We start from the raw sequence: 24,980 nt of genomic DNA on the forward strand, positions 1-24,980 counted from the left end.
TCGAACTTCTGCGTTCAGCTCCGCCTCATAAGTAACAAGCCCACTTCCCCGGTCATTCCATGGACCTCGTCATCGCCCGCCCCGAAGGCCTTTATTGCCCCGCCGGAGATTTCTACATCGACCCCTGGCGCCCGGTGGAACGTTCGGTCATCACCCACGCCCACGGCGACCATGCCCGCACCGGCAACCAGCACTACCTGGCGGCGGCTCCCGGCGAAGGCATCCTGCGCTCGCGGCTGGGGCAGGACATCAACCTGCAAACCCTGGCCTACGGCGAACAACTGGTCCATCACGGCGTCACCCTGAGCTTCCACCCGGCCGGGCATGTATTGGGATCGGCCCAAGTGCGCCTGGAATATCAAGGCGAAGTCTGGGTCGCATCCGGCGATTACAAAGTCGAGCCCGACGGCACCTGCACCCCCTTCGAACCGGTGCGTTGCCATACCTTCATCACCGAATCCACCTTCGGCCTGCCGATCTACCGCTGGCAACCCCAGGCGCAGATTTTTGCCGGGATCAACGATTGGTGGAAGGCGAACATCGCAGCCGGCAAGGCCAGCGTGTTGTTCTGTTATTCCTTTGGCAAAGCCCAGCGAATCCTGCATGGGATCGACGCCAGCATCGGCCCGATCCTCAGCCATGGCGCAGTCGAACCGCTGAACCGGGTGTACCGCGAGGCCGGGATCTACATCCCCGAAACCCTGTATGCCGGTGACTTCAAAAAGACCGACCCGTTGTTGCGCCAGGCCTTGATCATCGCCCCCCCCTCCGCCGGCGGCAGCAGTTGGATAAAGCGCTTTGGCGACTATAGCGATGCCTTCGCCAGCGGCTGGATGCGCCTGCGCGGTACCCGTCGGCGGCGGGGGGTGGATCGAGGTTTTGTGCTGTCAGACCACGCCGACTGGCCCGGTTTGTTGTGGGCCATCGAGCAAACCGGCGCCGAACGGGTGATGGTCACCCACGGCTCTGTCGGTGTATTGGTGCGCCATCTGCGGGAAAAAGGTCTGGATGCCCAAGGCTTCACCACTGAATACGGCGATGACGAAGAGGAGGCCAGCGCATGAAGGCCTTCGCCGAGCTGTACGCCAACCTCGACGCCACCACCTCCAGCAACGCCAAGCTTGCTGCACTGCAAGCCTACTTTCTGCAAGCGCCACCGGCCGATGCCGCCTGGGCGGTGTACTTTCTGTCCGGGGGTCGCCCTCGCCAGTTGGTCCCCACGCGCCTACTGCGGGACATGGCCACCGAAGCGTCGGGCATAGAACCTTGGCTGTTCGAAGAAAGCTACCAGTCGGTGGGTGACTTGGCGGAGACGATTTCCCTGCTGTTACCGGAATCCACCTACACCTCAGAAGACGGCCTTGCCGTGTGGCTGGAAGAAAAACTCCTGCCCCTGCGTGGCTTGCCTCCGTTGGAATTGGCTGAGCGCCTACCGGCGTTATGGGCGCAACTGGATCAGCCCAGCCTGATGGTATGCATCAAGTTGATCACCGGCAGTTTTCGCGTGGGCGTGTCCAAGTTGCTGGTCACGCGAGCCCTCGCTGCCATGGCCGACCTCGACAGCAAGCGCGTGGCGCAGCGGCTGGTGGGCTACACGGACTTGTCCAACCGTCCTACGCCTGAGGGCTACCTCAAGCTGATCGCCGCCGAATCGTCCGACGAACATGCACAAAGGGGTGGGCAGCCCTATCCGTTTTTCCTCGCCCACGGTTTGGCGCAACCGGTGGAGCAGTTCGACACCCTGCTAGGCTCGCCCGCCGACTGGCAGGTGGAATGGAAGTGGGATGGTATTCGTGCGCAACTGGTGAAACGTGAGGGCCGCCTGTGGATCTGGTCCCGGGGCGAAGAACTGGTCACCGAGCGTTTCCCTGAACTTCACAGCCTGGTCAGTGGCTTGCCCGATGGCACCGTAATCGACGGCGAAATCGTGGTATGGAAAGACGCGGTGCAACCCTTCGCCTTGCTGCAACAGCGGATCGGCCGCAAGACCCTGAGCAAAAAAGTACTGAAGGACGCCCCGGTCGCAGTCCTGGCCTACGACCTGCTGGAACATCAGGGTGACGACTGGCGCAACCACACTCAGGCTGAGCGCCGCGCGCAACTTGAGCAGGTGATTGCCCAGTGCAACCAATCCTTGTTGCAGGCATCACCCTTGCTGACGGGGAGCAGTTGGCAGGACCTCGCCGAACAACGCGAAGCCTCTCGCAGCCTCGGGGTGGAAGGCATGATGCTCAAGGACCGCAAAGGTCTCTACGGCGTGGGCCGTACCAAGGATAGGGGTCTATGGTGGAAGTGGAAGGTGGACCCGTTCAGCATCGATGCGGTGTTGATCTATGCCCAGCGCGGTCATGGTCGACGCGCCAGCTTGTATAGCGACTACACCTTTGCGGTGTGGGACGGTCCGCCCGGTACCGAACGCACGCTGGTGCCGTTTGCCAAGGCGTATTCAGGGTTGACCGATGAGGAAATGCGCAAGGTCGACGCGATCGTGCGCAAGACCACGGTGGAGAAGTTCGGGCCGGTCAGCAGCGTCACGCCGAGCATGGTGTTTGAGCTGGGGTTTGAGGGGATCGCCCTTTCCAGGCGGCATAAAAGCGGGATTGCGGTGAGGTTTCCGCGCATGTTGCGGTGGCGGCAGGATAAGGCGGTGGAAGAAGCCGATAGTTTGGCCTCACTGCAAGAGTTATTGGTCTGACACATACCCCCTGTGGGAGCGAGCAAGCCCGCTCCGACTTTTTGACCTGCACATGGCTCAAATTGGGGCGTCAGATTTTCCATGCCCATTTCCGGGCATCTCCTACACTCTAACTTCCCTCATCCCACCTTTTAAAACGCTCATTCGGAACTATGGTGCAGAAATTGCTACCAGTGATCCGTCTGACACCGTTCAGTAACAGTCCTAAACGCGCCACAAGCGCTTATCTTGGTTTCCAGGGATTACATAATGAAAAAAGCATTGCTGACCCTTTCTGCACTGGCTCTGTGCATGGCCGCCGGTTCCGCGCTGGCCAAGGAATACAAGGAACTGCGTTTTGGTGTCGATCCGTCCTATGCACCGTTTGAATCCAAGGCCGCCGACGGCAGCCTGGTCGGCTTCGATATCGATCTGGGCAATGCGATCTGCGCCGAGCTGAAAGTGAAGTGCAAGTGGGTCGAAAGTGACTTCGACGGCATGATTCCAGGCCTGAAAGCGAAAAAATTCGACGGCGTGATTTCGTCCATGACCGTGACCCCAGTGCGTGAAAAGGCCATCGACTTCTCTAACGAGCTGTTCTCCGGCCCAACCTCGCTGGTGTTCAAGAAGGGGGCTGGCTTCTCGACGCCCGAGTCCCTCAAGGGTAAATCCGTGGGCTACGAGCAAGGCACCATCCAAGAAGCCTACGCCAAGGCTGTATTGGATAAAGCCGGTGTGACCACCAAGGCCTACGCCAACCAGGACCAAGTGTATGCCGACCTGACCTCCGGCCGTCTCGACGCTTCCGTGCAGGACATGCTGCAAGCCGAACTGGGCTTTTTGAAGTCGCCAGCCGGTGCAGGCTACGAAGTCAGCGCCGCCATTGACGACCCACTGCTGCCGTCGAAAACCGCCATCGGTATCAAAAAAGGTAACACTGAATTGAAGGCGCTTTTGGATAAAGGTATCAAAGCGTTACACGATGATGGCACCTACGCCACCATCCAGAAGAAACACTTTGGCGATCTGAACCTGTACAGCGGCAAATAATGCCTGGAGCGCCCTTCCCTGGAAGGGCGCTTTTTTATCGCCATAGGTCCTGATTTATGTTCGAAGAACTGTTGCAAACCCTCGGGCTGAGCGCGCTCAGCTTGAAGGGTTTCGGCCCGCTGTTGCTGCAAGGCACGTGGATGACGATCAAGTTGTCGGTGCTGTCCCTGGCCGTCAGCATCGTGCTCGGCTTGCTCGGTGCCAGCGCCAAATTGTCCAGCCTGCCCTTTTTGCGCATCCCCGCCCAGCTCTACACCACGCTGATTCGCGGCGTACCCGACTTGGTCCTGATGCTGCTGGTTTTTTACAGCCTGCAAACCTGGCTCACCGGCTTCACTGACTTCATGGAATGGGAATACATCGAGATCGACCCATTCAGCGCCGGGGTGATCACCCTGGGCTTTATCTACGGTGCTTATTTCACCGAAACCTTTCGCGGCGCGATCCTCGCCGTGCCCCGTGGCCAACTGGAAGCCGCCACGGCCTACGGCCTAAAGCGCGGGCAACGGTTTCGCTACGTGACCTTCCCGCAGATGATGCGCTTTGCCCTGCCGGGTATCGGCAACAACTGGATGGTGATGCTCAAGGCCACGGCGCTGGTGTCGATCATCGGCCTGGCCGACTTGGTCAAGGCTGCCCAGGACGCGGGCAAGAGCACCTATCAGTTGTTCTACTTCCTGGTGCTCGCCGCGTTGATCTACCTGATGATCACCAGCGCGTCCAACTTCGTCTTGCGTCGCCTTGAACGGCGCTACTCCGCAGGCGCCCGGGAGGCAGTGCGATGATCGAACTCTTGCAGGAATACTGGCGCCCCTTCCTTTATAGCGACGGCCAGCACATCACCGGTCTGGCCATGACGATGTGGCTGCTCAGCGCCGCGCTGGTCATCGGCTTTCTGGTGTCGATTCCGCTGTCCATTGCGCGTGTCTCGCGCAATCGTGCCGTGCGTTGGCCAGTGCAGTTCTACACCTACCTGTTCCGGGGCACGCCGCTCTATATCCAGTTGCTGATCTGCTACACCGGCATCTACAGCATCGCCGCCGTGCGCGAGCAACCGCTGCTGGACGCGTTCTTTCGCGATGCGATGAACTGCACCATCCTGGCCTTCGCCCTCAACACCTGCGCCTACACCACGGAGATTTTCGCCGGGGCGATCCGCAGCATGGCCCATGGCGAAGTCGAAGCGGCCAAGGCCTATGGCTTGAGCGGCTGGAAGCTGTACGCCTACGTGATCATGCCGTCCGCGCTGCGTCGCTCGCTGCCTTACTACAGTAATGAAGTGATCCTGATGCTGCACTCGACCACGGTGGCCTTCACCGCGACGATTCCAGACATCCTCAAAGTGGCGCGGGACGCCAACTCGGCCACCTTCATGACCTTTCAATCATTCGGTATCGCTGCGCTGATCTACCTGACCGTGACCTTCGCGCTGGTCGGTCTGTTTCGTCTGGCGGAGCGCCGCTGGCTGGCGTTTCTCGGGCCGAGCCATTAAGGAGTGTGTATGCGTCACCAGGTTCATGAACTGATCGCGCCAGTGCCAGGTACGGCGCGGCAGGTTCACAGTTTTCACTTCGGCCCGGAGCAGGCCGAGGGCAAGATTTACATCCAGTCGTCGCTGCACGCCGATGAGCTGCCGGGCATGCTGGTGGCCTGGCACCTCAAAGTGCAATTGGCGAAGCTGGCCGCGGCCGGTCGCCTGCGCAGCGAGATCGTGCTGGTGCCCATCGCCAACCCGGTTGGCCTGGAACAGGTGTTGATGGATATCCCGCTGGGTCGCTATGAGCTGGAGAGCGGGCAGAACTTCAATCGCCTGTTTGTCGACCTCAGTGAAGCCGTCGGCAACCAGGTCGAAGATGTGCTCGGGGATGATCCTCGGCACAACGTCGAACTGATCCGCGCCGCGCTGTCCACCGCCCTCGCCGCGCAAAATGCCGACACCCAGTTGCAATCCCAGCGCCTGGTGCTGCAACGCCTGGCCTGTGACGCCGACATAGTGCTGGACCTGCATTGCGATTTCGAAGCCGTGGCGCACGTGTACACCACGCCCGAGGCCTGGCCGAAGGTGGAACCGCTGGCGCGGTATATCGGTTCAGAGGCCAATTTGCTCGCGACCGACTCCGGTGGGCAATCCTTCGATGAGTGTTTCACCTTGGTCTGGTGGCAATTGCAGCAACGCTTCGGCGAGCGCTTCCCGATCCCCATGGGCAGTTTTTCGGTGACCGTCGAACTGCGCGGGCAAGGCGACGTCAACCACGGCCTGGCCAGCCTCGACTGCCAGGCAATCATCGACTACCTGATTCACTTCGGCGCCATTACCGGTGATGCGGCACCGCTGCCCGACCTGCCCTACCCGGCCACACCGCTGGCCGGCGTTGAACCGGTGGCGACGCCAGTGGGTGGCCTGCTGGTGTTCAGCGCCCTGCCCGGTGAATACCTGGAAGCCGGGCAACTGATCGCCGAAATCATCGACCCCATTTCCGACCGCGTAACGCCGGTGCACTGCCAGAAGGCCGGCCTGCTTTACGCCCGTTCGCTACGCCGCATGGCCACTGCCGGGATGGTCATCGGCCATGTCGCAGGCACCGAGGCCTACCGCAGCGGCTATCTACTTTCGCCTTGAGGATGCACGCCCCATGTACAAATTGACCGTTGAAGGCCTGCATAAAAGCTATGGCGACAATCAGGTGCTCAAAGGTGTTTCGCTCAAGGCCAACACCGGTGACGTGATCAGCCTGATCGGCGCCAGCGGCTCGGGCAAGAGCACCTTTTTGCGCTGCATCAACTTCCTGGAAACCCCCAACGACGGCGCCATGACCCTGGACGGCCAGTCGATTCGCATGGTCAGCGATCGCCACGGCATGCGCGTGGCCGACGACGCCGAACTGCAGCGCCTGCGCACGCGCCTGGCGATGGTGTTCCAGCACTTCAACCTGTGGAGCCACATGAGCGTGCTGGAAAACATCACCATGGCCCCGCGCCGGGTGCTGGGTTGCAGCAAGAAAGACGCCGAAGACCGCGCCCGTCGCTACCTCGACAAGGTAGGGTTGCCGGCGCGTGTGGCCGATCAATACCCGGCGTTCCTGTCCGGCGGCCAGCAGCAACGGGTCGCCATCGCCCGCGCATTGGCCATGGAACCCGAGGTGATGCTGTTCGACGAGCCCACCTCGGCCCTCGATCCGGAACTGGTGGGCGAAGTGCTCAAGGTGATCCAGGGCCTGGCCGAGGAAGGCCGCACCATGATCATGGTGACCCACGAGATGAGCTTTGCACGCAAGGTGTCGAGCCAGGTGCTGTTCCTGCACAAGGGCCTGGTGGAAGAGCAAGGTGCCCCTGAGGATGTGTTGGGCAATCCCAAGAGTGAGCGCTTGCAGCAGTTTCTAAGTGGCAATCTCAAGTGAAGCAGATACGCGCATGAAACGTATGGCGTGTGCGTCGGGTTTCAAAGCGCCAGCCTGCCTGCGTGCAGGCACGCGAGACGATTTCCAGGCCAAAGCCGAACCCCGGCGACACGCGCTGTTCCACACGGTTATTGATGATCACCAGTTGCTGCTCAGTGAGGACAACCCGGACTTTGCCGGCGCCATGCTGAACAGCGTTGCCCAGCAGGTTCTGCACCACACTGCGGGCTATCGCCTCATTGGTCTGCACGCAGATCGTTGATGCTCCAGTCAGCACCCGCGCATCAGCCGCGAGAGGGTAAAGCAGCTGGTATTTTTCGATCTGCTCGGCGACAACGGCGCACAGGTCAATCGCCGCATGGGGTAATTGACGCGGTTCACGGGCCAGGGACAAAAACAGCTCAATGGTCATTTTCATTCCGGACAACGCGCCTTCCATGCGTAGCAGGCTGCGTGCGGATTTTTCGGCGTTGCAGCCGGGCAAACGCAGGATCGCCAGGCTGTTGTTCAAGATACCCAAGGGGGTGCGTAGCTCGTGGCTCACGTGCCGGGTAAAGGCCTGCTCGCGCAGCAGCGCGGCATTTTGCTGGGTCACCAGAGCCGACAGCGTACGGCTCAACGTGCCGATTTCATCCTGGCGCTCGAACCCGCTGAATCTGCACGGCCCACGCGGTTCAGAGGCCACGTCCTCCACCAATTGGCTGACGGGTTGGGCAATGGCACGGGCAATCGCGATGGCCAGGATCGTACCCAGGATCAGGATCAAGCCGGCCACCGCGCACAACAGCCCGAAAATCCGAGCGCCGTAGCCTTCGGTCTGGCTGAGTTCAGACTCGTTCAGCACCAGTATCAGCCACTGTGACGCACCCGGTACAACACTTACGAACACATGGACATCCTCTCCCTCCAGTTCATGGTGACCGGCTGGCAATTGGCGCATGACGGCCGGAACTTCAGCGTCCCCTGACCAGTAGCCTTGCAGGTAAATGCTGTTGGGCATCGCTGTCGCTGCCCCCTGCAGGCTATGCCGTTCCGTGAACGCCTGTGCCTCAAGCTTCAAATAGCTGGCAATGATGTTGTCCTCTGTCACGTTGACAGTGGCCCAGATCAGCACGCTGTAGAACAACGTGATGGTTGCCATGAACGGCAGCAGTGCAGAGAGGATTCGCGCAAAAAAGGAATCAGTAAGGAATCGCAAGACGATAGCCCTTACCGTGAACCGTGCGGATCAGTTCGTTACCGTATGGCTTGCCCAGGGCTTGGCGCAGCCGGTAGATATACGTGCGCAGTGCATCACTGTCTGGCGGATCACCCTCTGGCCACAACGCGGCCTCCAGTTTGCGCCGGCTGACGGGCTCCGGTGCCCCATCGGCAAGCAGGTTCAGCAAGGTGAATTGGAGGGCGGGCAACACCGTCATGACGCCGTTGTGACGCAACGCCTGCGAGACCGGATCAATCACCAGGTCGCCCAGTTGTTTGACACCGCGTGGCTGGCGCGGGGAGCCCCGGCGGATCAGCGCGCGGATACGCCATAGCAACTCTTGAGGCTCAAAGGGTTTGACCAGGTAATCGTCGCCGCCTGCGTCGTAACCCTCTTGTTTATCGGGCAGTGCATCGCGTGCCGTCAGGAATATAACGGGCGTGTGGTTCTGCTCGCACCGCAACTGGCGACAGGTGTCAAAACCACTCATGCGAGGCATTGCCACATCCATGACGATGAGGTCGTATTCATGGTGCTGGACACGCTCCAGACAACTTCGCCCATCGCGAGCGAAATCTACATCGAAACCAAATTCACCGAGATAATCCCCTAACGAGCCCGCCAACGCATGATCATCTTCAACTAGTAATATTTCCATCAGGACAAACTCCAAATTCTTACAAGCAACTAAGAACATCCCTTCAGCAAACAAATAAAACCCGACAACAAATATCGTTTCGCGACGTTACATTTGATTCACACTTCATCTTATACATTCTTGTCATGCAAAAAATACTTCGATTGTTCATCCGTTATCTGGGCGCAGGCTTCTTCGCGACACTGGTGCATTTCGTAGTGTTCGTCTGCGTGCTGCCTTACTACGGCCCAACACCATCCGTTTTTTTTGCAGCCGTTGCGGGGGCGCTGGTCGCCTATTGCCTGTCCAGGCATTGGGTATTTGCACAGCGAGACTGCAATAGAGGGCGATTTTTCATAACGGCCACCCGTCAGGTTTTATCTAGCACGCTTATTGTCACGCTACTGATCCACTGGGGCGTACCTGCACAACTTTCACAGCTCATGACAATGGTAGCCGTGACCCTTCAAGGTTTTACGATTAATTACCTCTGGGTATTCAAACATGACAGCAAACGCGAACCTCTTCAGTGAGTCCTTGCCTGCCACGAAACTTACAATACTGGTGCCTTGCTTTAACGAGCAGTGCGTAATAATGCAATTCCATTCGCGCCTGATGGCCATCATTGACCGCGTAAAAATCCGCACTGAAGTGTTCTACATCAATGACGGCAGTCAAGACCAGACAGCGGCTATGATCGATCAATTTTCTCAGGACCCGCGTGTCAGGTGTCTGCACTTGAGTCGCAACTTCGGCAAAGAAGCGGCCATGCGCGCAGGCATCAACGACATAGACAGCGGCGCAGTAATCATCATGGACTGCGACCTGCAAGACCCACCGGAGTTGATCCCGCTCATGGTGCAGGAATGGCACAAGGGCTATGAGGTCGTGAACATGCAGCGCCGTTCGCGGCACTGCGATTCCTGGATAAAACGCACGGCCGCAAGGCTCTATTACGCCACGCTGGACCAACTGATCGACAATTTCGAAGTCCCCCAGCAAGTCAGTGATTTCAGATTGATAGGGCCCAACGCCCTCGCGGCCATTCGCGCCATGGACGACAACGCCGGCGTATTGAAACTACTGGTCAGTTGGCTCGGCTACCCAAGTACCGAAGTGAACTACGACCGCAAGCCACGCCAAGCGGGCACAACCAAGTGGACGCCATTGTCATTGCTGGACCTGTGTGCGGACTCGATTCTTGCTTTCTCTACTCGCCCGCTGCGCCTGTACAGCTACTTGAGTGCCATGAGTTTTCTGGTTGGCTCACTGTGGGTTGCAGTCACCGCGACATTCGGTGAACTGACCCATGCGCATCTGCTGGTGCAATCGATTCTGTTGTTGTGCCTGGGTACCGCCGTGGTCGGCGAGTATGTCGGTCGGGTGCTGACAGTGGCGAGCCCCAGGCCCAACTCCCTGCATAAGCGCGATCAATCTTGAATCCCTTCATAAAGGCTGACGGCATGAATCATTCCGCGTCCGTGCGTTTGCTCTGGGGCATCCTGTTCGCGGTGCTGCTGGCGCGCCTGGTCACACTCGGGCTCTATCCAATCATGGATACCTCGGAGGCCCGCTATGCCGAAATTGCCCGAAAAATGCTCGTTTCCAATGACTGGATCACGCCGATGTTCGATCACGGTGTGCCGTTCTGGGGCAAGCCGCCTTTGTCATTCTGGCTACAGGCCCTGAGCATGAAAGTGTTCGGCATCAACGAGTTCTCCAGCCGTTTTTCAACCTGGCTGCTGCATGTCGCCAGCTGCGCGCTGATCGTGCACTTCGCCTGCCGCGAGCGCAGCCTGCGAGTCGGCCTGACGGCAGCGATTATCTACTCGACTTGCACACTCGGGTTCCTTTCCAGCGGTGCCGTGTTGACCGACGGCGCATTGGCGTTCGCCCTTTTGCTCGCCCACTTGGGCGTGTGGCACGGTTTGATGCACGGTGACCGCAGGTGGGCCATGGCGGGATTTCTCGGGCTTGGCCTGGGCCTGCTCGCAAAAGGCCCGCTGGCGCTTGTGTTGCTGGCGATGCCCGCGTCAATCTGGCTGGCGCTTACCGGGCATTGGCGGCGATTGCTGGGGCTGCCATGGTTGCCGGGGTTGGCACTGATGCTCGTCGTGGCCATGCCCTGGTATTGGCTGGCCGAACTGAAAACCCCGGGTTTTCTGGAGTACTTCATCGTCGGCGAACATTTCAGTCGCTACGTCATCAGCAAATGGCAAGGCGATCTATACGGCAGCGCGCATGCGCAACCCTTGGCGATGATTTGGGGGCACCTGCTGGGCGGGCTTTTGCCCTGGGCGCTGTGTTTACCGATGCTGGTCAAGCTGCGCGGGCAATTTGAAGGTCAGCGGGAGTACTTGATCTTTGTACTGGGGTGGGCTGTTTCAGCGCCCTTGTTCTTTACCATGTCCACCAACATTCTCTGGACCTACGTACTGCCCGCGCTGCCAGCCTGGGCGTTATTACTGGCTGAGGTGCTGTGCCGCAAAATACGCGGTACCGTCATCGCAGCCATGGCGTCGGCCTTGCCACTACTGGGCTACATCTTGATCATCAGCGGCGAGGTTGCCGACCGCCCACAAAACCAGAAAAACATGGTTGCGCTTTGGAAAGCGCAACAAGCCGCTGCGCCCGGCGACTTGATCTACCTGGGCTCACGCTCCTATTCGGCCGAGTTCTATAGCAGCGGCTGGGCACGGCACACCAAAAGCCCACAACAACTGCCGCTGTCGAAAGACTTTTACCTAGTCCGACGCAAAAACAACCAGCAACCGCTGCCGCCAACCTTGACCTGCAACGCAGTGGCCCAGGCCAATACCTACCAATTGCATTACTGTCGTGCTGCACCCGGTTAAACCTTTGGCAGGCGTTCAGGGTCTGTGCAATAAGCCCTTCAGAGCGTCAGCGCCCGCATGGCAAAACCTCTCGACTTCGCCCGGCAATGGTTCACCGCCAAAGGCTGGAAGCCGTTCGCCTTTCAAAAAGAAGTCTGGGCGGCGGTCAAGGAAGGCCGATCGGGTTTGCTGCACGCCAGCACCGGCGCCGGTAAAACCTATGCACTGTGGTTTGCCGCGCTCAACCGCTTCGCCATCACGCGCCCAGCGGCAACCGGTAAACGCAAACCGCCGGTTGAACCGCTGACGGTGCTGTGGATCACGCCCATGCGTGCGTTGGCCGCCGACACCGCCCGCGCCCTTGAAGCGCCGCTCGAGGCGTTACAGATTCCCTGGCGTGTCGGCCTGCGCACCGGCGATACCAGCAGCAGCGAACGCGCACGGCAGACCCGCCGCCAGCCCACCGCACTGGTCACCACTCCGGAAAGCCTGACGTTAATGCTCGCCCGCGCCGATAGCGAAGCCAGCCTGGGAAACCTGCGCATGGTGGTCGTGGATGAGTGGCACGAACTGATCGGTAATAAACGCGGCGTGCAACTGCAACTGGCGCTGGCACGCTTGCGGCGCTGGCATCCAGAGTTGATGGTGTGGGGTATTTCGGCAACTTTGGGTAATCAGTCTCACGCATTGGAAGTACTGGTCCCACAGGGTGACGGGATCAATGTGCAGGGGCTAACGACCAAGCAGTTGATCATCGACACGTTATTGCCACCCGTTACAGAACGTTTTCCCTGGGCCGGGCATATCGGCTTGAAGATGCTGCCCCAAGTGGTGGCCGAGGTGGAAAGCAGCAGCAGTTGCCTGGTCTTTACCAACACGCGAGCGCAATCGGAAATCTGGTACCAGGCATTGCTTGATGCCCGTCCCGATTGGGCCGGAGTGATTGCCCTGCACCATGGTTCGCTGTCGCGAGAGACCCGTGACTGGGTGGAGCGGGCGTTGAAAGACGGCCAGCTCAAGGCGGTGGTGTGTACGTCAAGCCTGGACCTTGGGGTGGATTTCCTGCCGGTGGAGCGCGTACTGCAGATCGGCTCGGCCAAAGGCGTGGCCCGCCTGATGCAACGCGCGGGTCGCTCGGGACACGCGCCGGGGCGGCCCTCGCGGGTGACATTGGTGCCGACCCACAGCCTGGAGTTAGTGGAGGCCGCAGCAGCGCAGGATGCGATTGCGCAGCGGCGCATTGAAGCGCGCGAGTCGCCGCACAAATCGTTGGATGTACTCGTCCAGCATCTTGTCAGCATGGCATTGGGCGGTGGCTTTACACCGCAAGCGCTGCTGGCCGAGGTACGCGGCGCCTGGGCTTATCGCGATCTGACGAATGAAGACTGGGCCTGGGCGCTGGGATTTGTGCGCCATGGTGGCCTTTCGTTGACGGCTTATCCGGATTACCGTCGCGTCGAGCCGGACGAGCACGGCATCTGGCGCGTCCCGGACGCAAGGCTGGCACGTCGGCATCGCATGAGCATCGGCACCATCGTCAGTGACGCGAGCATCCAGTTGAAGTTCTGGAGCAAGGGCGGCGGCGGCAAAAACCTCGGCAGCGTCGAGGAAGGTTTTATTGCGCGGCTCAAGCCGGGAGATGGCTTCCTGTTCGCCGGGCGCTTGCTGGAGCTGGTGCGGGTCGAAAACATGACCGCCTATGTACGCCGCAGCACCGCGAAAAAAGCCGCTGTGCCGCGCTGGAATGGTGGGCGCATGCCGCTTTCCAATGAGCTGGCCCAGGCCGTCGTCGTGCGCTTGGATGAAGCGGCCCAGGGACACTTCGAAGGGCCGGAGATGCAGGCGGTGCAAACCCTCTTGCAAACACAATTGCGCTGGTCCGGCTTGCCGACGCGCGCGCATTTGCTGGCTGAAGCCCTGAAATCGAGGGAGGGATGGCACCTGTTCCTCTACCCCTTCGCCGGACGCCAGGTGCACCTGGGGCTGGCGAGTGTGTTGGCGTGGCGGGTCAGCCGAGGGCAGCCGGTCACCTTCTCCATTGCGGTGAATGATTACGGGCTGGAGTTGTTGAGTGCCACGCAATTGGATTGGCCGGCGCTGTTGAACGACGCGCTGCTGAGTTCTGAAAACCTGCTGGATGATGTGGTGGCCAGCCTGAATGCCGGGGAGCTGGCCCTGCGCCGTTTCCGTGAAATCGCACGGATCGCCGGGCTGGTGTTCGCCGGTTACCCTGGCGCGCCGAAAAGTACCCGACAGGTGCAGGCGTCCAGCGGGTTGTTCTTTGAGGTGTTCAAGCAATATGACCCGCAGAACCTGCTGCTGACCCAGGCGGGGGAAGAAGTCCTGCGTGATGAGTTGGATATTCGCCGGCTGGAAGAGACATTACGTCATCTGTCGGCGCTGAAACTGGACCTGCATGAGATCGAACGGCCTACGCCGCTGGCCTTTCCCCTGTTGGTTGAGCGGATGCGCGAAAGCATGAGTTCGGAAAAACTCTCTGAGCGCATTGCGCGGATGGTCAAGGACCTGGAAAAAGTCGCGGATAACGGGAAGCGCTGATGGTTTGTTCGGTAATGCTAGAGGGAGAAGCGTTGTGGTTGCTGGCAGACAAGGCCGTCTATTGGCCTGCGCGTCAGTGCCTGTTGATTGCAGATGCGCATTTCGGCAAGGCGTCGGCGTATCGAAGCCTGGGGCAACCGGTGCCGCAGGGAACCACGACCGAGAATTTGCAACGACTGGACCGGCTGCTATCGACGCTACCGTGTGCACAGATGATCTTTCTAGGTGATTTCCTACACGGTCCAGGCTCTCATGCCAGCGGCACGCTGAGCGCACTGAGAACCTGGCGAGCACGCCATCCTGACCTGCCTATGACCTTGATTCGAGGCAATCATGATAAACGTGCGGGTGACCCGCCTGCGGATCTGAGGATCGAGGTTGTTGCGCAGCCGCTGCTGATGGCCCCGTTTGCACTGCAACACGAACCGGAAGCCCATGCGACCCACCATGTATTGGCAGGGCACGTGCATCCTGTGTATCGCTTGCGCGGCAAGGGACGGCAAAGTTTGCGCCTACCGTGCTTTCAGATCGGGACGCAGGTCAGCTTGCTGCCGGCGTTTGGCGCGTTTACCGGTGGCTTTGCCGTGGAACAGGCCAATGACCGCCGAATATTTGTCATCGGCGACCATCAAGTTTGGCCAGTGCATTGACTGGCTGACGAGGTGTCAGGCTACAGGCGCGGGAGGCGGCTCATCTGGAACAGTGGGCGAGCCCGGTTCTTCAATGGGCTGCGGGGAATCCGGGTCTGGCTGGCCGGGAATACCACCCGCATACGCAGGGTCGGCCATCAGGGACCAGGCCAGAACGCCAATCTGGTTGGGTTCAAGCCGGGCAATTTCTGCGCTGATTCGCGGGTCGATCTTCATAAAGTACTCCTCAAGCGTGGCTCGACGCGTTTTACACGCGCCGAGGCAGTACACCTAGATAGAGTCACTTTCTTCAGACTAATTCCCTTTACGCGTAAGACCTTTCTATCAAGCGCGTGGGAGAGTGACGCCGCGCTGGCCCTGATACTTGCCCGCGCGGTCTTTATAGGACACTTCACAGGCCTCGTCAGACTGCAGGAACAGCATCTGCGCCACGCCTTCGTTGGCGTAGATTTTCGCCGGTAGCGTCGTGGTGTTGGAGAATTCCAGGGTGACGTGGCCTTCCCACTCAGGCTCAAGCGGAGTCACGTTGACGATAATGCCGCAGCGCGCGTAGGTACTTTTACCCAGGCAGATGGTCAGCACGTCGCGGGGGATACGGAAGAACTCCACGGTGCGCGCCAGGGCGAAGGAGTTCGGAGGGATGATGCACACGTCGCTCTTGACGTCGACGAAGCTCTTTTCGTCGAAGTTCTTTGGATCGACGATGGCCGAGTTGATGTTGGTGAACACCTTGAATTCATCGGCACAGCGCACGTCGTATCCATAGCTGGAAACGCCGTAGGAAATCACCGGGGCATCGCCTTGGCCGCGGATCTGCCGCTCGACGAACGGTTCGATCATGCCGTGCTCTTGCGCCATGCGGCGAATCCACTTATCCGATTTGATGCTCATGGCGGTGTCCTGAATAGCGAGGTGAAAAATCTGTTGGGCATCTTACCGGGGCCGGCGTTGGGGTTCAAAGGCCACGGGACTTTTCTTAAAAAAACGCCGGTTGCTTACACGTCTTAGCCAACGGAGCCGGGCCCCCTATAGCGGTGGGAGGGGAATAGAAATACCACCCCCAGTCACGAAAATAGAGAAACCTTCGGAAATATCATTGGCACGTCCGAGAAAAACAGTTAAGGTGACGTCACTGTGTTGCTTGTGTCACTGAGAATCTCTACACGATATGTTGAATTTCGATCCAACCATCTCCAAGAATTTTTCCTGCTCTTTGCACTCAGTCTCGGCCAGGGCTTTTCCTGAGTCGCAGTTAACTTTGTTCAAGGAGTTACACCATGTCTAATCGCCAAACTGGTACCGTTAAGTGGTTCAACGATGAAAAAGGCTTCGGCTTCATCACTCCACAATCCGGTGACGACCTGTTCGTTCACTTCAAAGCTATCCAATCCGACGGCTTCAAAAGCCTGAAAGAAGGCCAACAGGTTTCTTTCATCGCTACCCGCGGTCAGAAAGGCATGCAAGCTGAAGAAGTTCAAGTTATCTAACTTGTACTGACTTAGTCGAAAAGACCCCGCCCTTAAAAGCGGGGTTTTTTTATGCCTGGGATTTCATGCCCATGACTCTGCGTGAAGTAGCAGCTGTCGAGCCTTCGCGAGGTTGCGTTAACGGTACCTCGCGAAGGCTCGGCAGCTGCTACGGCAGCAGAAAGCAAAACGCCCGGCGCACTCTCATGCACCGGGCGCTTTAATAGCGGCCTTAGGCGTCGTTACTGGAACAACGACTCACTCGACAAGCCATTCTTCTCCAGGATCTCGCGCAAGCGCTTGAGCCCTTCCACCTGGATCTGCCGCACCCGCTCACGGGTCAGACCGATCTCCAGACCTACGTCTTCCAGGGTGCTGCTCTCATGGCCACGCAGGCCGAAGCGGCGAATCACCACTTCACGCTGCTTGTCCGTGAGCTCAGACAGCCACTGGTCAATGCTCTGGGAAAGATCATCGTCCTGCAACAGCTCACAAGGATCCGTAGGGCGATCATCCGTCAGGGTGTCCAGCAGGGTTTTATCCGAATCCGGACCCAACGAGACGTCGACCGAAGACACGCGCTCGTTAAGACCAAGCATGCGCTTGACCTCCCCTACCGGTTTCTCCAGCAGGTTGGCGATTTCTTCAGGCGAAGGTTCATGATCGAGTTTTTGGGTAAGCTCACGCGCTGCCCGCAGGTAGACGTTGAGCTCCTTGACCACATGGATCGGCAACCGGATCGTGCGAGTCTGATTCATGATCGCCCGTTCGATGGTCTGACGAATCCACCAGGTCGCATAGGTCGAAAAGCGGAAGCCCCGCTCAGGGTCGAACTTCTCTACCGCCCGGATCAAGCCAAGGTTGCCCTCCTCGATCAAGTCCAGCAAGGAAAGCCCACGATTGACATAGCGTCGGGCGATTTTCACCACCAGGCGCAGGTTGCTTTCAATCATGCGCTTGCGCCCGGCCGGATCGCCCTTTTGCGACAAGCGCGCAAAATGGACTTCTTCTTCGGGGGTAAGCAGAGGGGAAAAGCCGATTTCATTGAGATACAACTGGGTCGCATCGAGCGCCCGCGTGTAGTCAATGTATTTGTGTTGCTTTAACGCGGTGGCGTTCTTGGATTTGGTGCGAACTGAAGGTACAGCAGGTCCCTCATTCGACATCGATTCCGTAGCAATGCCGGTCTCCATAAGGAGGACCTCATCGTCGATGTCAAACTCCGGCGCTTCTTTACTGAGAGCCATTGTTATAGTCCTTTGGTGAGTTCGACCTCAAGCTCAAGCGGCGCCTTTATCCTTGGCAACGCTGGAGCCTGTTCCTTCTACGTGAGGGAACAGGCTGTGCAACATATCAACGACGGGGTAAGAATTGCAGCGGATCTACAGGCTTCCCTTGTCGGCGAATCTCAAAGTGCAGTTTCACCCGGTCCGTACCAGTTGACCCCATTTCGGCAATTGTCTGTCCGACTTTGACCTGCTGCCCCTCCCGAACCAACAGCCTACGGTTATGACCGTAAGCACTGACGTAGGTATCGCTGTGCTTGATGATGATCAGCTCGCCGTAGCCCCGTAAACCACTCCCGGCGTACACAACCGTCCCATCAGACGCAGCTAAAACAGGCTGTCCCAAATCTCCGGCGATATCAATGCCTTTATTCAAACTACCGTTTGAAGAGAATTTTCCAATCAACACGCCGTTTGAAGGCCATCCCCAACCGGTCGGCGAAGGCCCAGCAGGTGGCAACGGCGCGGGTGCCGGCTTGTTCGCAGAGGCAGGCGCCGCAGTACCGGCAGGCCGGGTGAAGACGGTAGTTTTGCTTGAGGACGACGGCGAAGAACCACTCTTTGTCACGACTGCCGTAGGCGTTGAACCCGTGCGACCGTCGAAGCGAATCGGCTGACCCGGATGTATCGTGTAAGGCACAGGAATATTGTTACGCGCTGCGAGGGCCTTGTAGTCCCAGCCATAACGGAAGGCGATCGAAAACATCGTATCGCCCTTTCGCACCACATATTGCCCGGTGGTTACCGTCGGCCTTTGCGGTGCCGCATTATTACGATCAACCACCCGCGCGCCGCCGCTTGGCGAGCTGGAGCACCCTACCAACACAGAACTGAAGACGAGGCCAAGCACCAGTCGATGAAAGCTTGTTTTACTCATACGCTGCGCAAGACCTGTGAGACTCACCCGCCGCTCCCTTTGTGCTGGCTGAACATGAACGCCTGTATCAGGCTTGAAATATGACGCAAGTATAACTGGGCATTGGAGTTTTACCGGCACACGTCTGAAACGAATCGTCCAGCGTGTTGAATCGTCGCGCCAGTGATGTTGATTCAATAGACCCCGCCGTAAGACACATCCCCGCCAGCAGAATTCACCGCCGGAAAAAATTGATCAGGCCAGCGGGCCATTGAGCAGCGGTACAAAACGAACAGCGCCCAGTACATGCCGTGAAAAGCCTTCGTCCTCACGGATAATGAGCATCAATTGTTGCACTTCACCGGAGCCGACCGGAATCACCAGGCGCCCACCGGGGGCGAGTTGATCGAGCAGCGCTTGCGGAACATCGGTGGCCACGGCAGTAACAATGATGCCGTTGTACGGTGCCAGCGCCGGCCAACCTTCCCAGCCATCGCCCCAGCGAAACACCACGTTGCGCAGGTTCAACTCCACCAGGCGCTCCTTGGCGCGGTCTTGCAGCACCTTGATGCGCTCCACCGAGAACACCCGCTCCACCAACTGCGCCAGCACGGCGGTCTGGTAGCCGGAGCCCGTACCGATTTCCAGCACCTTGTCCAACGGACCCGCGGCCAGCAGCAGCTCGCTCATGCGCGCCACCATGTAAGGCTGGGAAATGGTCTGGTTATGGCCGATGGGCAGCGCCGTGTCTTCATAGGCACGGTGGGCCAGGGCTTCATCGACAAACAGATGGCGAGGCGTGCGCCGGATCACTTCCAGCACCTGGGCGTTGGACAAGCCCTCTTCGTACAGGCGCTGTATCAGGCGTTCGCGGGTACGCTGGGAAGTCATCCCGATGCCCCGGCGCAGCAAGTCGTCTTGTTCACGGCCCATCAGCGCAGCCCCTCCAGCCAGCCATCGAGACCACTGAAGGCATCACTGAAGGTGCGATCAAATTGCAATGGGGTAATCGATACATAACCTTGCATCACCGCATGAAAGTCCGTGCCCGGACCGCCATCTTCGGCGTCACCCGCTGCAGCGATCCAATAGCCTTCCTTGCCGCGCGGATCAATTACCTTCAACGGCGCCGCCGCGCGGGCGCGATGGCCCAGGCGCGTGAGCTGGATGCCGCGAATATGATCAAGGGGCAAGTTGGGAATATTGACGTTGAGCACCGTGCGCGGCGGCAAGTCCAGGGAGCCATGAGCCTCTACCAGCTTGCGCGCGAAATAGGCCGCGGTCGGCAGGTTATCCAATTGGCGCGAGGCAAACGAAAAGGCGAACGCGGTTTGGCCCAGGAAACGCCCTTCAAGGGCTGCCGCCACGGTACCGGAATACAGCACGTCATCCCCCAGGTTCGCACCAAGATTGATGCCCGACACCACCAGGTCCGGCTGGGGATCCAACAGGCTGTTGATCGCCAGGTGGACGCAGTCGGTAGGCGTGCCGTTCACGCTGATAAAGCCATTGGCCAGGACCTGCGGGTGCAGCGGACGGTCGAGCGTCAACGAACTGCTGGCGCCGCTCTTGTCCTGGTCGGGGGCAACCACCACGCACTCGGCATAATCTTCCAGCGCAGCATAGAGCGCGGCAAGACCGGGTGCGGTGGCACCGTCATCGTTTGATATCAGAATACGCATGGGTTGTCCGTCTGCCCCACCGGCACCAGATCAACAAGCTCGCGCACCAAGACAGTGGCGAAACATCCGGCCGGCAGGACGAATTCCAATTGCAGAATGTCCAGCGAGGGATAATGCCACGTCAAACCGCCAATGGGCAGTCGCAGAATGCGACGTTCCTGGCTCATGCCGGCATTCACCAGCCAATCGCGCAGGTCGGCTTCACCGGCGGCGACCGCCTGTTCCAGCTCGAAGGTTGCGCCACTGGCGGGTGAGTCACCTTCCCCCCACTGCGGCCCGGTCGGGTGCAGGTCCAGAATGGCCAGGCGCGGGTCGCTGCATTCCGCCTCCCCCGCCGGGAAAAAGCTGCGGCTGTCAGTAAACGCCAACAGGTCGCCGACCTGCGCGCGCTGCCAGGAACCGTCGGCCACGCGCGCCGCCAGCACCTTATTGAACAGGTAGCTGCGCGCCGTCGACAGCAGCCGTGAACGCACGTTGCGCTGTTCCGGCAAAGCCTTGCGTGCGGCCCACTCGCGGGCGTCAACCACGTTGCCACCATTGTGACCAAAACGCTGGGCGCCGAAATAGTTGGGGATGCCCTGCTGTGCAATCACTTGCAAACGCGCGTCGAGGGCGGCGGTATCACCGGCCAGCTGGGTCAGGCGCAAGGTGAAACCATTGGCCGAATGTGCGCCGCGCTGCAATTTGCGTTTATGACGGGCGGTCTTGAGAACCTTGAGGCTTTCGTTTTCCGCAGCGCTCATGTCCGGATCGGCTTTGCCTGGCAACTGCACGCTGAACCATTGGCGGGTCAACGCCTGGCGATCCTTGAGCCCGGCATAGCTGACAGTGCGCAACGGCACGCCGGCCGCCTTGGCGATACGCCGCGCGGCTTCTTCTGTATTGAGGCCACGCTTCTCAACCCACAACCACAGGTGCTCACCCTCGCCGGTCAGCGGGATATCCAGCACCTCATCAACCTGGAAGTCTTCAGCGGTCGCCTTCAGGACCGCGCTGCCCAAGGCTTCGCCATAGGCCCGTGGGCCCAGCAATTGCAGATCATTCATGCGCGCAGCAACAAGGCAACGGAGTGCACGGCGATGCCCTCTTCACGACCGGTGAACCCGAGCTTTTCGGTGGTGGTAGCTTTCACGTTCACTTGATCCAATTCAATGTGCAGGTCTGCGGCAATCAGTGCGCGCATCGATTCAATATGGGGCGCCATTTTTGGCGCCTGGGCCACGATGGTGTTGTCGACGTTGCCGACCTTCCAGCCTTTGGCATGGATCAGGCCAACCACATGGCGCAGCAATACACGGCTGTCCGCGCCCTTGAAGGTCGGGTCGGTGTCCGGAAAGTGCTTGCCGATATCGCCCAACGCCGCCGCGCCGAGCAAGGCATCGCTCAAGGCATGCAACACAACGTCGCCATCGGAATGAGCCAGCAACCCATGGTGGTGCGCAATGCGCACGCCGCCCAGGGTGATGAAATCGCCTTCAGCGAAACGGTGCACATCGTAGCCGTGGCCAATACGCATATAAAAACGCCCCGATTTAATTCAGGGCGTGATTCTACCTACTTTTGCCTCACATTAACCGAGCAAAGCACGACCATGGTGTCGCAAATGGTCTTCGATGAAGCTGGCGATAAAGAAGTAACTGTGGTCGTAGCCAGGTTGCAGCCGCAGTTCCAACGGATGGTTGGCTGCCTTGGCCGCTTGCTGCAGGGCTTCAGGCTTGAGTTGCACGGCAAGGAAATCGTCGCGATCACCTTGGTCCACCAGCAGTGGCAGCTTTTCCGCGGCTTCGCTGATCAGCACGCAGGTATCCCACTCGCGCCATTTCGAACGCTCTTCGCCCAGGTAGCGGGAAAAGGCCTTCTGGCCCCATGGGCAGTCCATCGGATTGCTGATCGGCGAAAACGCCGACACCGACAGGTAACGCCCGGGATTGCGCAACGCACACACCAGCGCACCGTGGCCACCCATGGAGTGACCGCTGATGCCACGTTTATCTGACGCCGGGAAATGCGCTTCAACCAACGCAGGCAATTCCTTCACAACGTAGTCATGCATCCGATAGTGCTTGGCCCAGGGCTCCTGCGTGGCATTCAGATAGAAGCCGGCGCCAAGGCCAAAATCCCAGGCGTTATCGGGATCACCCGGAACACCCGGCCCACGAGGGCTGGTGTCCGGCGCCACGATGATCAACCCCAGCTCGGCGGCCATGCGCTGCGCGCCGGCCTTCTGCATGAAGTTCTCATCGGTGCAGGTGAGACCGGACAGCCAGTACAGCACCGGCAACTTACCGCCCTGCTCCGCTTGCGGCGGCAGGTAGACGGCGAAGGTCATGTCGCAGCCGAGCACGAGGGAGCTGTGTTTGTAGCGTTTATGCCAGCCACCAAAACTCTTTTGGCAGGAAATATTTTCCAAGGTCATGGGAATGCTCCCAGCTAGAAGCTACAAGCTCCAGGCTGCAAGTAAGGCGCGCTCACTTGCAGCGTATGGCTTGTCGCTTGCCGCTGCTTCAAAAATGAATGACGGTACGAATGCTCTTGCCTTCATGCATCAGGTCAAACGCTTTGTTGATGTCTTCCAGGCCCATGGTATGGGTGATGAAGGTGTCCAGCGGGATCTCGCCGGTCTGGGCCATTTCCACGTAGCTTGGCAGCTCAGTACGACCGCGCACGCCACCGAAGGCCGAACCGCGCCAGACGCGACCGGTCACCAGCTGGAAGGGACGCGTGGCGATTTCCTGACCGGCACCGGCCACGCCGATGATCACCGACTCACCCCAACCTTTGTGGCAGCACTCGAGGGCAGCGCGCATCAGTTGAACGTTGCCGATGCATTCAAAGGAGAAGTCCACGCCGCCATCGGTCAGGTCGACAATCACGTCCTGGATCGGGCGATCGTAGTCTTTCGGGTTGATGCAGTCGGTCGCACCCAACTGTTTGGCGATCTCAAACTTGGCCGGGTTGATGTCAATGGCGATGATGCGGCCAGCCTTGGCCTTGACTGCGCCGATGACGGCGGACAGGCCGATACCGCCGAGACCAAAGATGGCCACGGTGTCGCCCGGCTTGACCTTGGCGGTGTTGATCACCGCGCCGATGCCGGTGGTGACGCCGCAACCCAACAGGCAGACCTTTTCCAGTGGCGCTTCTTTAGGAATCTTGGCCACGGAAATTTCCGGCAACACGGTGTACTCGGAAAAAGTCGAGGTGCCCATGTAGTGGAAAATCGGCTGACCCTTGTAGGAAAACCGCGTGGTGCCATCCGGCATCAAGCCTTTGCCCTGAGTGGAGCGAATGGCCTGGCAAAGATTGGTCTTGCCCGACAGGCAGAATTTGCACTGACCGCATTCCGGGGTGTACAGCGGGATCACGTGATCGCCGACGGCTACGGAGGTCACGCCTTCGCCGATCGCTTCAACCACTGCACCACCTTCATGGCCGAGGATCGACGGGAAGATACCTTCGGGGTCGGCGCCCGACAGGGTGTAGGCGTCGGTATGGCATACACCGGACGCGACCACGCGCAACAGCACCTCGCCAGCCTTGGGCATGGCGACATCCACTTCAACAATCTCAAGGGGCTTCTTGGCTTCGAAGGCTACGGCGGCGCGGGACTTGATCATCCGGGTTTCTCCATGGAGTTGAATACTGAGACGGTGAGTGTAAAACATGGCTAGCTGATTAATAATCCAAGCGAAAGCAAAACTTTATTGCTGTACAGGGATAATCACCGTGCTTGAAAACCGCTGGGAAGGCATCGATGAATTTGTCGCAGTGGCCGAATGCAGCCAATTCACTGCGGCAGCGGAACGCCTGGGCGTCTCTTCGTCGCATATCAGCCGGCAGGTGGCGCGCCTGGAAGAACGCCTGCAAACGCGGTTGCTGTATCGCAGCACGCGCAAGGTCACCTTGACGGAAGCCGGCCAGACCTTTCTGCAACATTGCCAACGTTTGCAGGACGGGCGCGAAGAAGCCTTGCGTGCGGTGGGTGACCTCACCAGCGAACCCAAAGGCATGTTGCGCATGACCTGCGCCGTGGCCTACGGCGAGCGTTTTATCGTGCCGTTGGTAACGCGGTTCATGGGCCTCTACCCGCAGTTGCGCGTGGATATCGAGCTGAGCAACCGTCAACTAGACCTAGTGCACGAGGGCCTGGATCTGGCGATTCGCCTGGGCCGTTTGCAGGATTCGCGCATGGTCGCCAGCAGGCTGGCACCGAGGCGCATGTACCTGTGCGCGTCGCCGTCCTACCTGGCGCGGTACGGTCGGCCACATAGCTTGTCGGAATTGAGTCGGCATAACTGCTTGATTGGTAGCTCGGATATCTGGCAACTGGCCCAGGACGGGCGCGAATTTTCCCAGCGGGTGCAGGGAAACTGGCGCTGCAACAGTGGGCAAGCGGTATTGGATGCGGCGTTACAGGGCGTCGGGTTGTGCCAGTTGCCGGATTATTACGCACTGGAGCACTTGCACAGTGGCGCGCTGGTGTCGCTGCTGGAGGCGCATCAGCCGCCGAATACAGCGGTGTGGGCGCTGTATCCGCAGCAGCGGCATTTGTCGCCGAAGGTCAGGAAGTTGGTGGATTACTTGAAGGAGGGGCTGGCTGAGAGGCCGGAGTACAGCCAGTAATTATTGGCTGTTTGTGCCGTCCTCTTCGCAGGCAAGCCAGCGCCTACATTTGACCGCGTTTATC

26 protein-coding genes are annotated in these 24,980 nt (G+C 59.3%); 14 read left to right on the top strand and 12 right to left on the bottom strand.

Annotated features, from left to right (window positions below):
• Positions 1-59 precede the first annotated feature (59 nt).
• From AACY52_RS06145 to AACY52_RS06175, 7 genes are all read left to right on the top strand, one after another.
• Entirely contained in the window at positions 60-1,064 is a 1,005-nt protein-coding gene (locus tag AACY52_RS06145) for a ligase-associated DNA damage response exonuclease (protein ID WP_339418097.1), read from the top strand.
• A complete protein-coding gene (locus AACY52_RS06150) occupies positions 1,061-2,695 on the top strand; it encodes an ATP-dependent DNA ligase (RefSeq protein WP_339455712.1) in 1,635 nt (544 codons plus the stop codon). The genes AACY52_RS06145 and AACY52_RS06150 overlap by 4 nt, the downstream gene beginning before the upstream one ends.
• Before the next feature lie 249 nt (positions 2,696-2,944).
• Positions 2,945-3,724, top strand: coding sequence for a transporter substrate-binding domain-containing protein (locus AACY52_RS06155; RefSeq protein WP_339418100.1), 780 nt, complete (start codon positions 2,945-2,947; stop codon positions 3,722-3,724).
• Positions 3,725-3,780: 56 nt separating this feature from the next.
• On the top strand, positions 3,781-4,509 hold the full coding sequence (locus AACY52_RS06160) for an ABC transporter permease (protein WP_339435899.1): 729 nt from the start codon (positions 3,781-3,783) through the stop codon (positions 4,507-4,509).
• Positions 4,506-5,216: an ABC transporter permease gene (locus AACY52_RS06165; protein ID WP_065872420.1), complete on the top strand. Its 711-nt coding sequence runs from the start codon at positions 4,506-4,508 to the stop codon at positions 5,214-5,216. The genes AACY52_RS06160 and AACY52_RS06165 overlap by 4 nt, the downstream gene beginning before the upstream one ends.
• Before the next feature lie 9 nt (positions 5,217-5,225).
• Positions 5,226-6,344 (top strand): succinylglutamate desuccinylase/aspartoacylase family protein, encoded by a 1,119-nt coding sequence (locus tag AACY52_RS06170; protein ID WP_339427095.1) that lies wholly within the window; start codon positions 5,226-5,228, stop codon positions 6,342-6,344.
• Between the two features lie 13 nt (positions 6,345-6,357).
• The gene (locus AACY52_RS06175; protein WP_339418106.1) at positions 6,358-7,122 is read left to right on the top strand and encodes an ATP-binding cassette domain-containing protein; all 765 of its coding nucleotides are present in this window, start codon (positions 6,358-6,360) and stop codon (positions 7,120-7,122) included.
• Here AACY52_RS06175 and AACY52_RS06180 read toward each other — a convergent pair.
• On the bottom strand, positions 7,115-8,263 hold the full coding sequence (locus AACY52_RS06180) for a HAMP domain-containing sensor histidine kinase (RefSeq protein WP_339418108.1): 1,149 nt from the start codon (positions 8,261-8,263) through the stop codon (positions 7,115-7,117). The genes AACY52_RS06175 and AACY52_RS06180 overlap by 8 nt on opposite strands.
• Before the next feature lie 40 nt (positions 8,264-8,303).
• Complete coding sequence (locus tag AACY52_RS06185; RefSeq protein ID WP_339418109.1) at positions 8,304-8,981, bottom strand: response regulator transcription factor; 678 nt, start codon at positions 8,979-8,981, stop codon at positions 8,304-8,306.
• A gap of 125 nt (positions 8,982-9,106) precedes the next feature.
• Between AACY52_RS06185 and AACY52_RS06190 the strand changes: the two genes are divergently transcribed.
• The 5 genes from AACY52_RS06190 to pdeM are packed head-to-tail and all read left to right on the top strand — an operon-like array spanning position 9,107 to position 15,003.
• A complete protein-coding gene (locus tag AACY52_RS06190; protein WP_339560354.1) occupies positions 9,107-9,493 on the top strand; it encodes a GtrA family protein in 387 nt (128 codons plus the stop codon).
• Positions 9,465-10,400 (top strand): glycosyltransferase family 2 protein, encoded by a 936-nt coding sequence (locus tag AACY52_RS06195; RefSeq protein WP_339560355.1) that lies wholly within the window; start codon positions 9,465-9,467, stop codon positions 10,398-10,400. The genes AACY52_RS06190 and AACY52_RS06195 overlap by 29 nt, the downstream gene beginning before the upstream one ends.
• Positions 10,401-10,423: 23 nt before the next feature.
• A complete protein-coding gene (locus AACY52_RS06200; protein ID WP_339560356.1) occupies positions 10,424-11,815 on the top strand; it encodes a phospholipid carrier-dependent glycosyltransferase in 1,392 nt (463 codons plus the stop codon).
• A gap of 57 nt (positions 11,816-11,872) precedes the next feature.
• Positions 11,873-14,353 carry a ligase-associated DNA damage response DEXH box helicase gene (locus AACY52_RS06205; RefSeq protein ID WP_339560357.1) on the top strand — a complete coding sequence of 827 codons (2,481 nt, stop codon included), beginning with the start codon at positions 11,873-11,875 and terminating at the stop codon, positions 14,351-14,353.
• Entirely contained in the window at positions 14,353-15,003 is a 651-nt protein-coding gene (pdeM, locus tag AACY52_RS06210) for a ligase-associated DNA damage response endonuclease PdeM (protein WP_339435893.1), read from the top strand. The genes AACY52_RS06205 and pdeM overlap by 1 nt, the downstream gene beginning before the upstream one ends.
• A 15-nt stretch (positions 15,004-15,018) precedes the next feature.
• Here pdeM and AACY52_RS06215 read toward each other — a convergent pair whose 3' ends face one another.
• The gene (locus AACY52_RS06215; protein WP_049709645.1) at positions 15,019-15,219 is read right to left on the bottom strand and encodes a hypothetical protein; all 201 of its coding nucleotides are present in this window, start codon (positions 15,217-15,219) and stop codon (positions 15,019-15,021) included.
• 108 nt (positions 15,220-15,327) lie between these two features.
• On the bottom strand, positions 15,328-15,894 hold the full coding sequence (gene dcd / locus AACY52_RS06220; RefSeq protein ID WP_010212421.1) for a dCTP deaminase: 567 nt from the start codon (positions 15,892-15,894) through the stop codon (positions 15,328-15,330).
• A gap of 386 nt (positions 15,895-16,280) precedes the next feature.
• On the opposite strand from dcd, the gene AACY52_RS06225 reads away from it, so the two are divergent.
• Complete coding sequence (locus AACY52_RS06225) at positions 16,281-16,490, top strand: cold-shock protein (protein ID WP_002554837.1); 210 nt, start codon at positions 16,281-16,283, stop codon at positions 16,488-16,490.
• Positions 16,491-16,711: 221 nt separating this feature from the next.
• Here AACY52_RS06225 and rpoS read toward each other — a convergent pair whose 3' ends face one another.
• From rpoS to AACY52_RS06265, 8 genes are all read right to left on the bottom strand, one after another.
• Positions 16,712-17,716: an RNA polymerase sigma factor RpoS gene (rpoS, locus tag AACY52_RS06230; RefSeq protein WP_339418116.1), complete on the bottom strand. Its 1,005-nt coding sequence runs from the start codon at positions 17,714-17,716 to the stop codon at positions 16,712-16,714.
• 106 nt (positions 17,717-17,822) lie between these two features.
• A complete protein-coding gene (locus AACY52_RS06235) occupies positions 17,823-18,659 on the bottom strand; it encodes a peptidoglycan DD-metalloendopeptidase family protein (RefSeq protein WP_339560360.1) in 837 nt (278 codons plus the stop codon).
• 207 nt (positions 18,660-18,866) lie between these two features.
• Positions 18,867-19,502, bottom strand: coding sequence for a protein-L-isoaspartate(D-aspartate) O-methyltransferase (locus AACY52_RS06240; RefSeq protein WP_010563544.1), 636 nt, complete (start codon positions 19,500-19,502; stop codon positions 18,867-18,869).
• 41 nt (positions 19,503-19,543) lie between these two features.
• Positions 19,544-20,293 (bottom strand): 5'/3'-nucleotidase SurE, encoded by a 750-nt coding sequence (surE, locus tag AACY52_RS06245; protein WP_339418117.1) that lies wholly within the window; start codon positions 20,291-20,293, stop codon positions 19,544-19,546.
• The gene (gene truD / locus AACY52_RS06250; RefSeq protein ID WP_339418119.1) at positions 20,281-21,339 is read right to left on the bottom strand and encodes a tRNA pseudouridine(13) synthase TruD; all 1,059 of its coding nucleotides are present in this window, start codon (positions 21,337-21,339) and stop codon (positions 20,281-20,283) included. Before truD ends, surE begins: the two co-directional genes overlap by 13 nt.
• The gene (gene ispF, locus AACY52_RS06255; protein WP_025855145.1) at positions 21,336-21,809 is read right to left on the bottom strand and encodes a 2-C-methyl-D-erythritol 2,4-cyclodiphosphate synthase; all 474 of its coding nucleotides are present in this window, start codon (positions 21,807-21,809) and stop codon (positions 21,336-21,338) included. Before ispF ends, truD begins: the two co-directional genes overlap by 4 nt.
• 54 nt (positions 21,810-21,863) lie before the next feature.
• Entirely contained in the window at positions 21,864-22,709 is an 846-nt protein-coding gene (gene fghA / locus AACY52_RS06260; protein ID WP_370468013.1) for an S-formylglutathione hydrolase, read from the bottom strand.
• A gap of 88 nt (positions 22,710-22,797) precedes the next feature.
• Positions 22,798-23,910 (bottom strand): S-(hydroxymethyl)glutathione dehydrogenase/class III alcohol dehydrogenase, encoded by a 1,113-nt coding sequence (locus AACY52_RS06265; protein WP_065880066.1) that lies wholly within the window; start codon positions 23,908-23,910, stop codon positions 22,798-22,800.
• Between the two features lie 109 nt (positions 23,911-24,019).
• Here AACY52_RS06265 and AACY52_RS06270 point away from each other — a divergent pair, with 109 nt between their 5' ends.
• On the top strand, positions 24,020-24,916 hold the full coding sequence (locus AACY52_RS06270) for a LysR substrate-binding domain-containing protein (RefSeq protein ID WP_339418121.1): 897 nt from the start codon (positions 24,020-24,022) through the stop codon (positions 24,914-24,916).
• Positions 24,917-24,980: the final 64 nt, after the last annotated feature.

Origin of the sequence: Pseudomonas sp. EA_65y_Pfl1_P113 (genome assembly GCF_963970525.1) — a bacterium.
Classification (GTDB): domain Bacteria; phylum Pseudomonadota; class Gammaproteobacteria; order Pseudomonadales; family Pseudomonadaceae; genus Aquipseudomonas; species Aquipseudomonas tritici.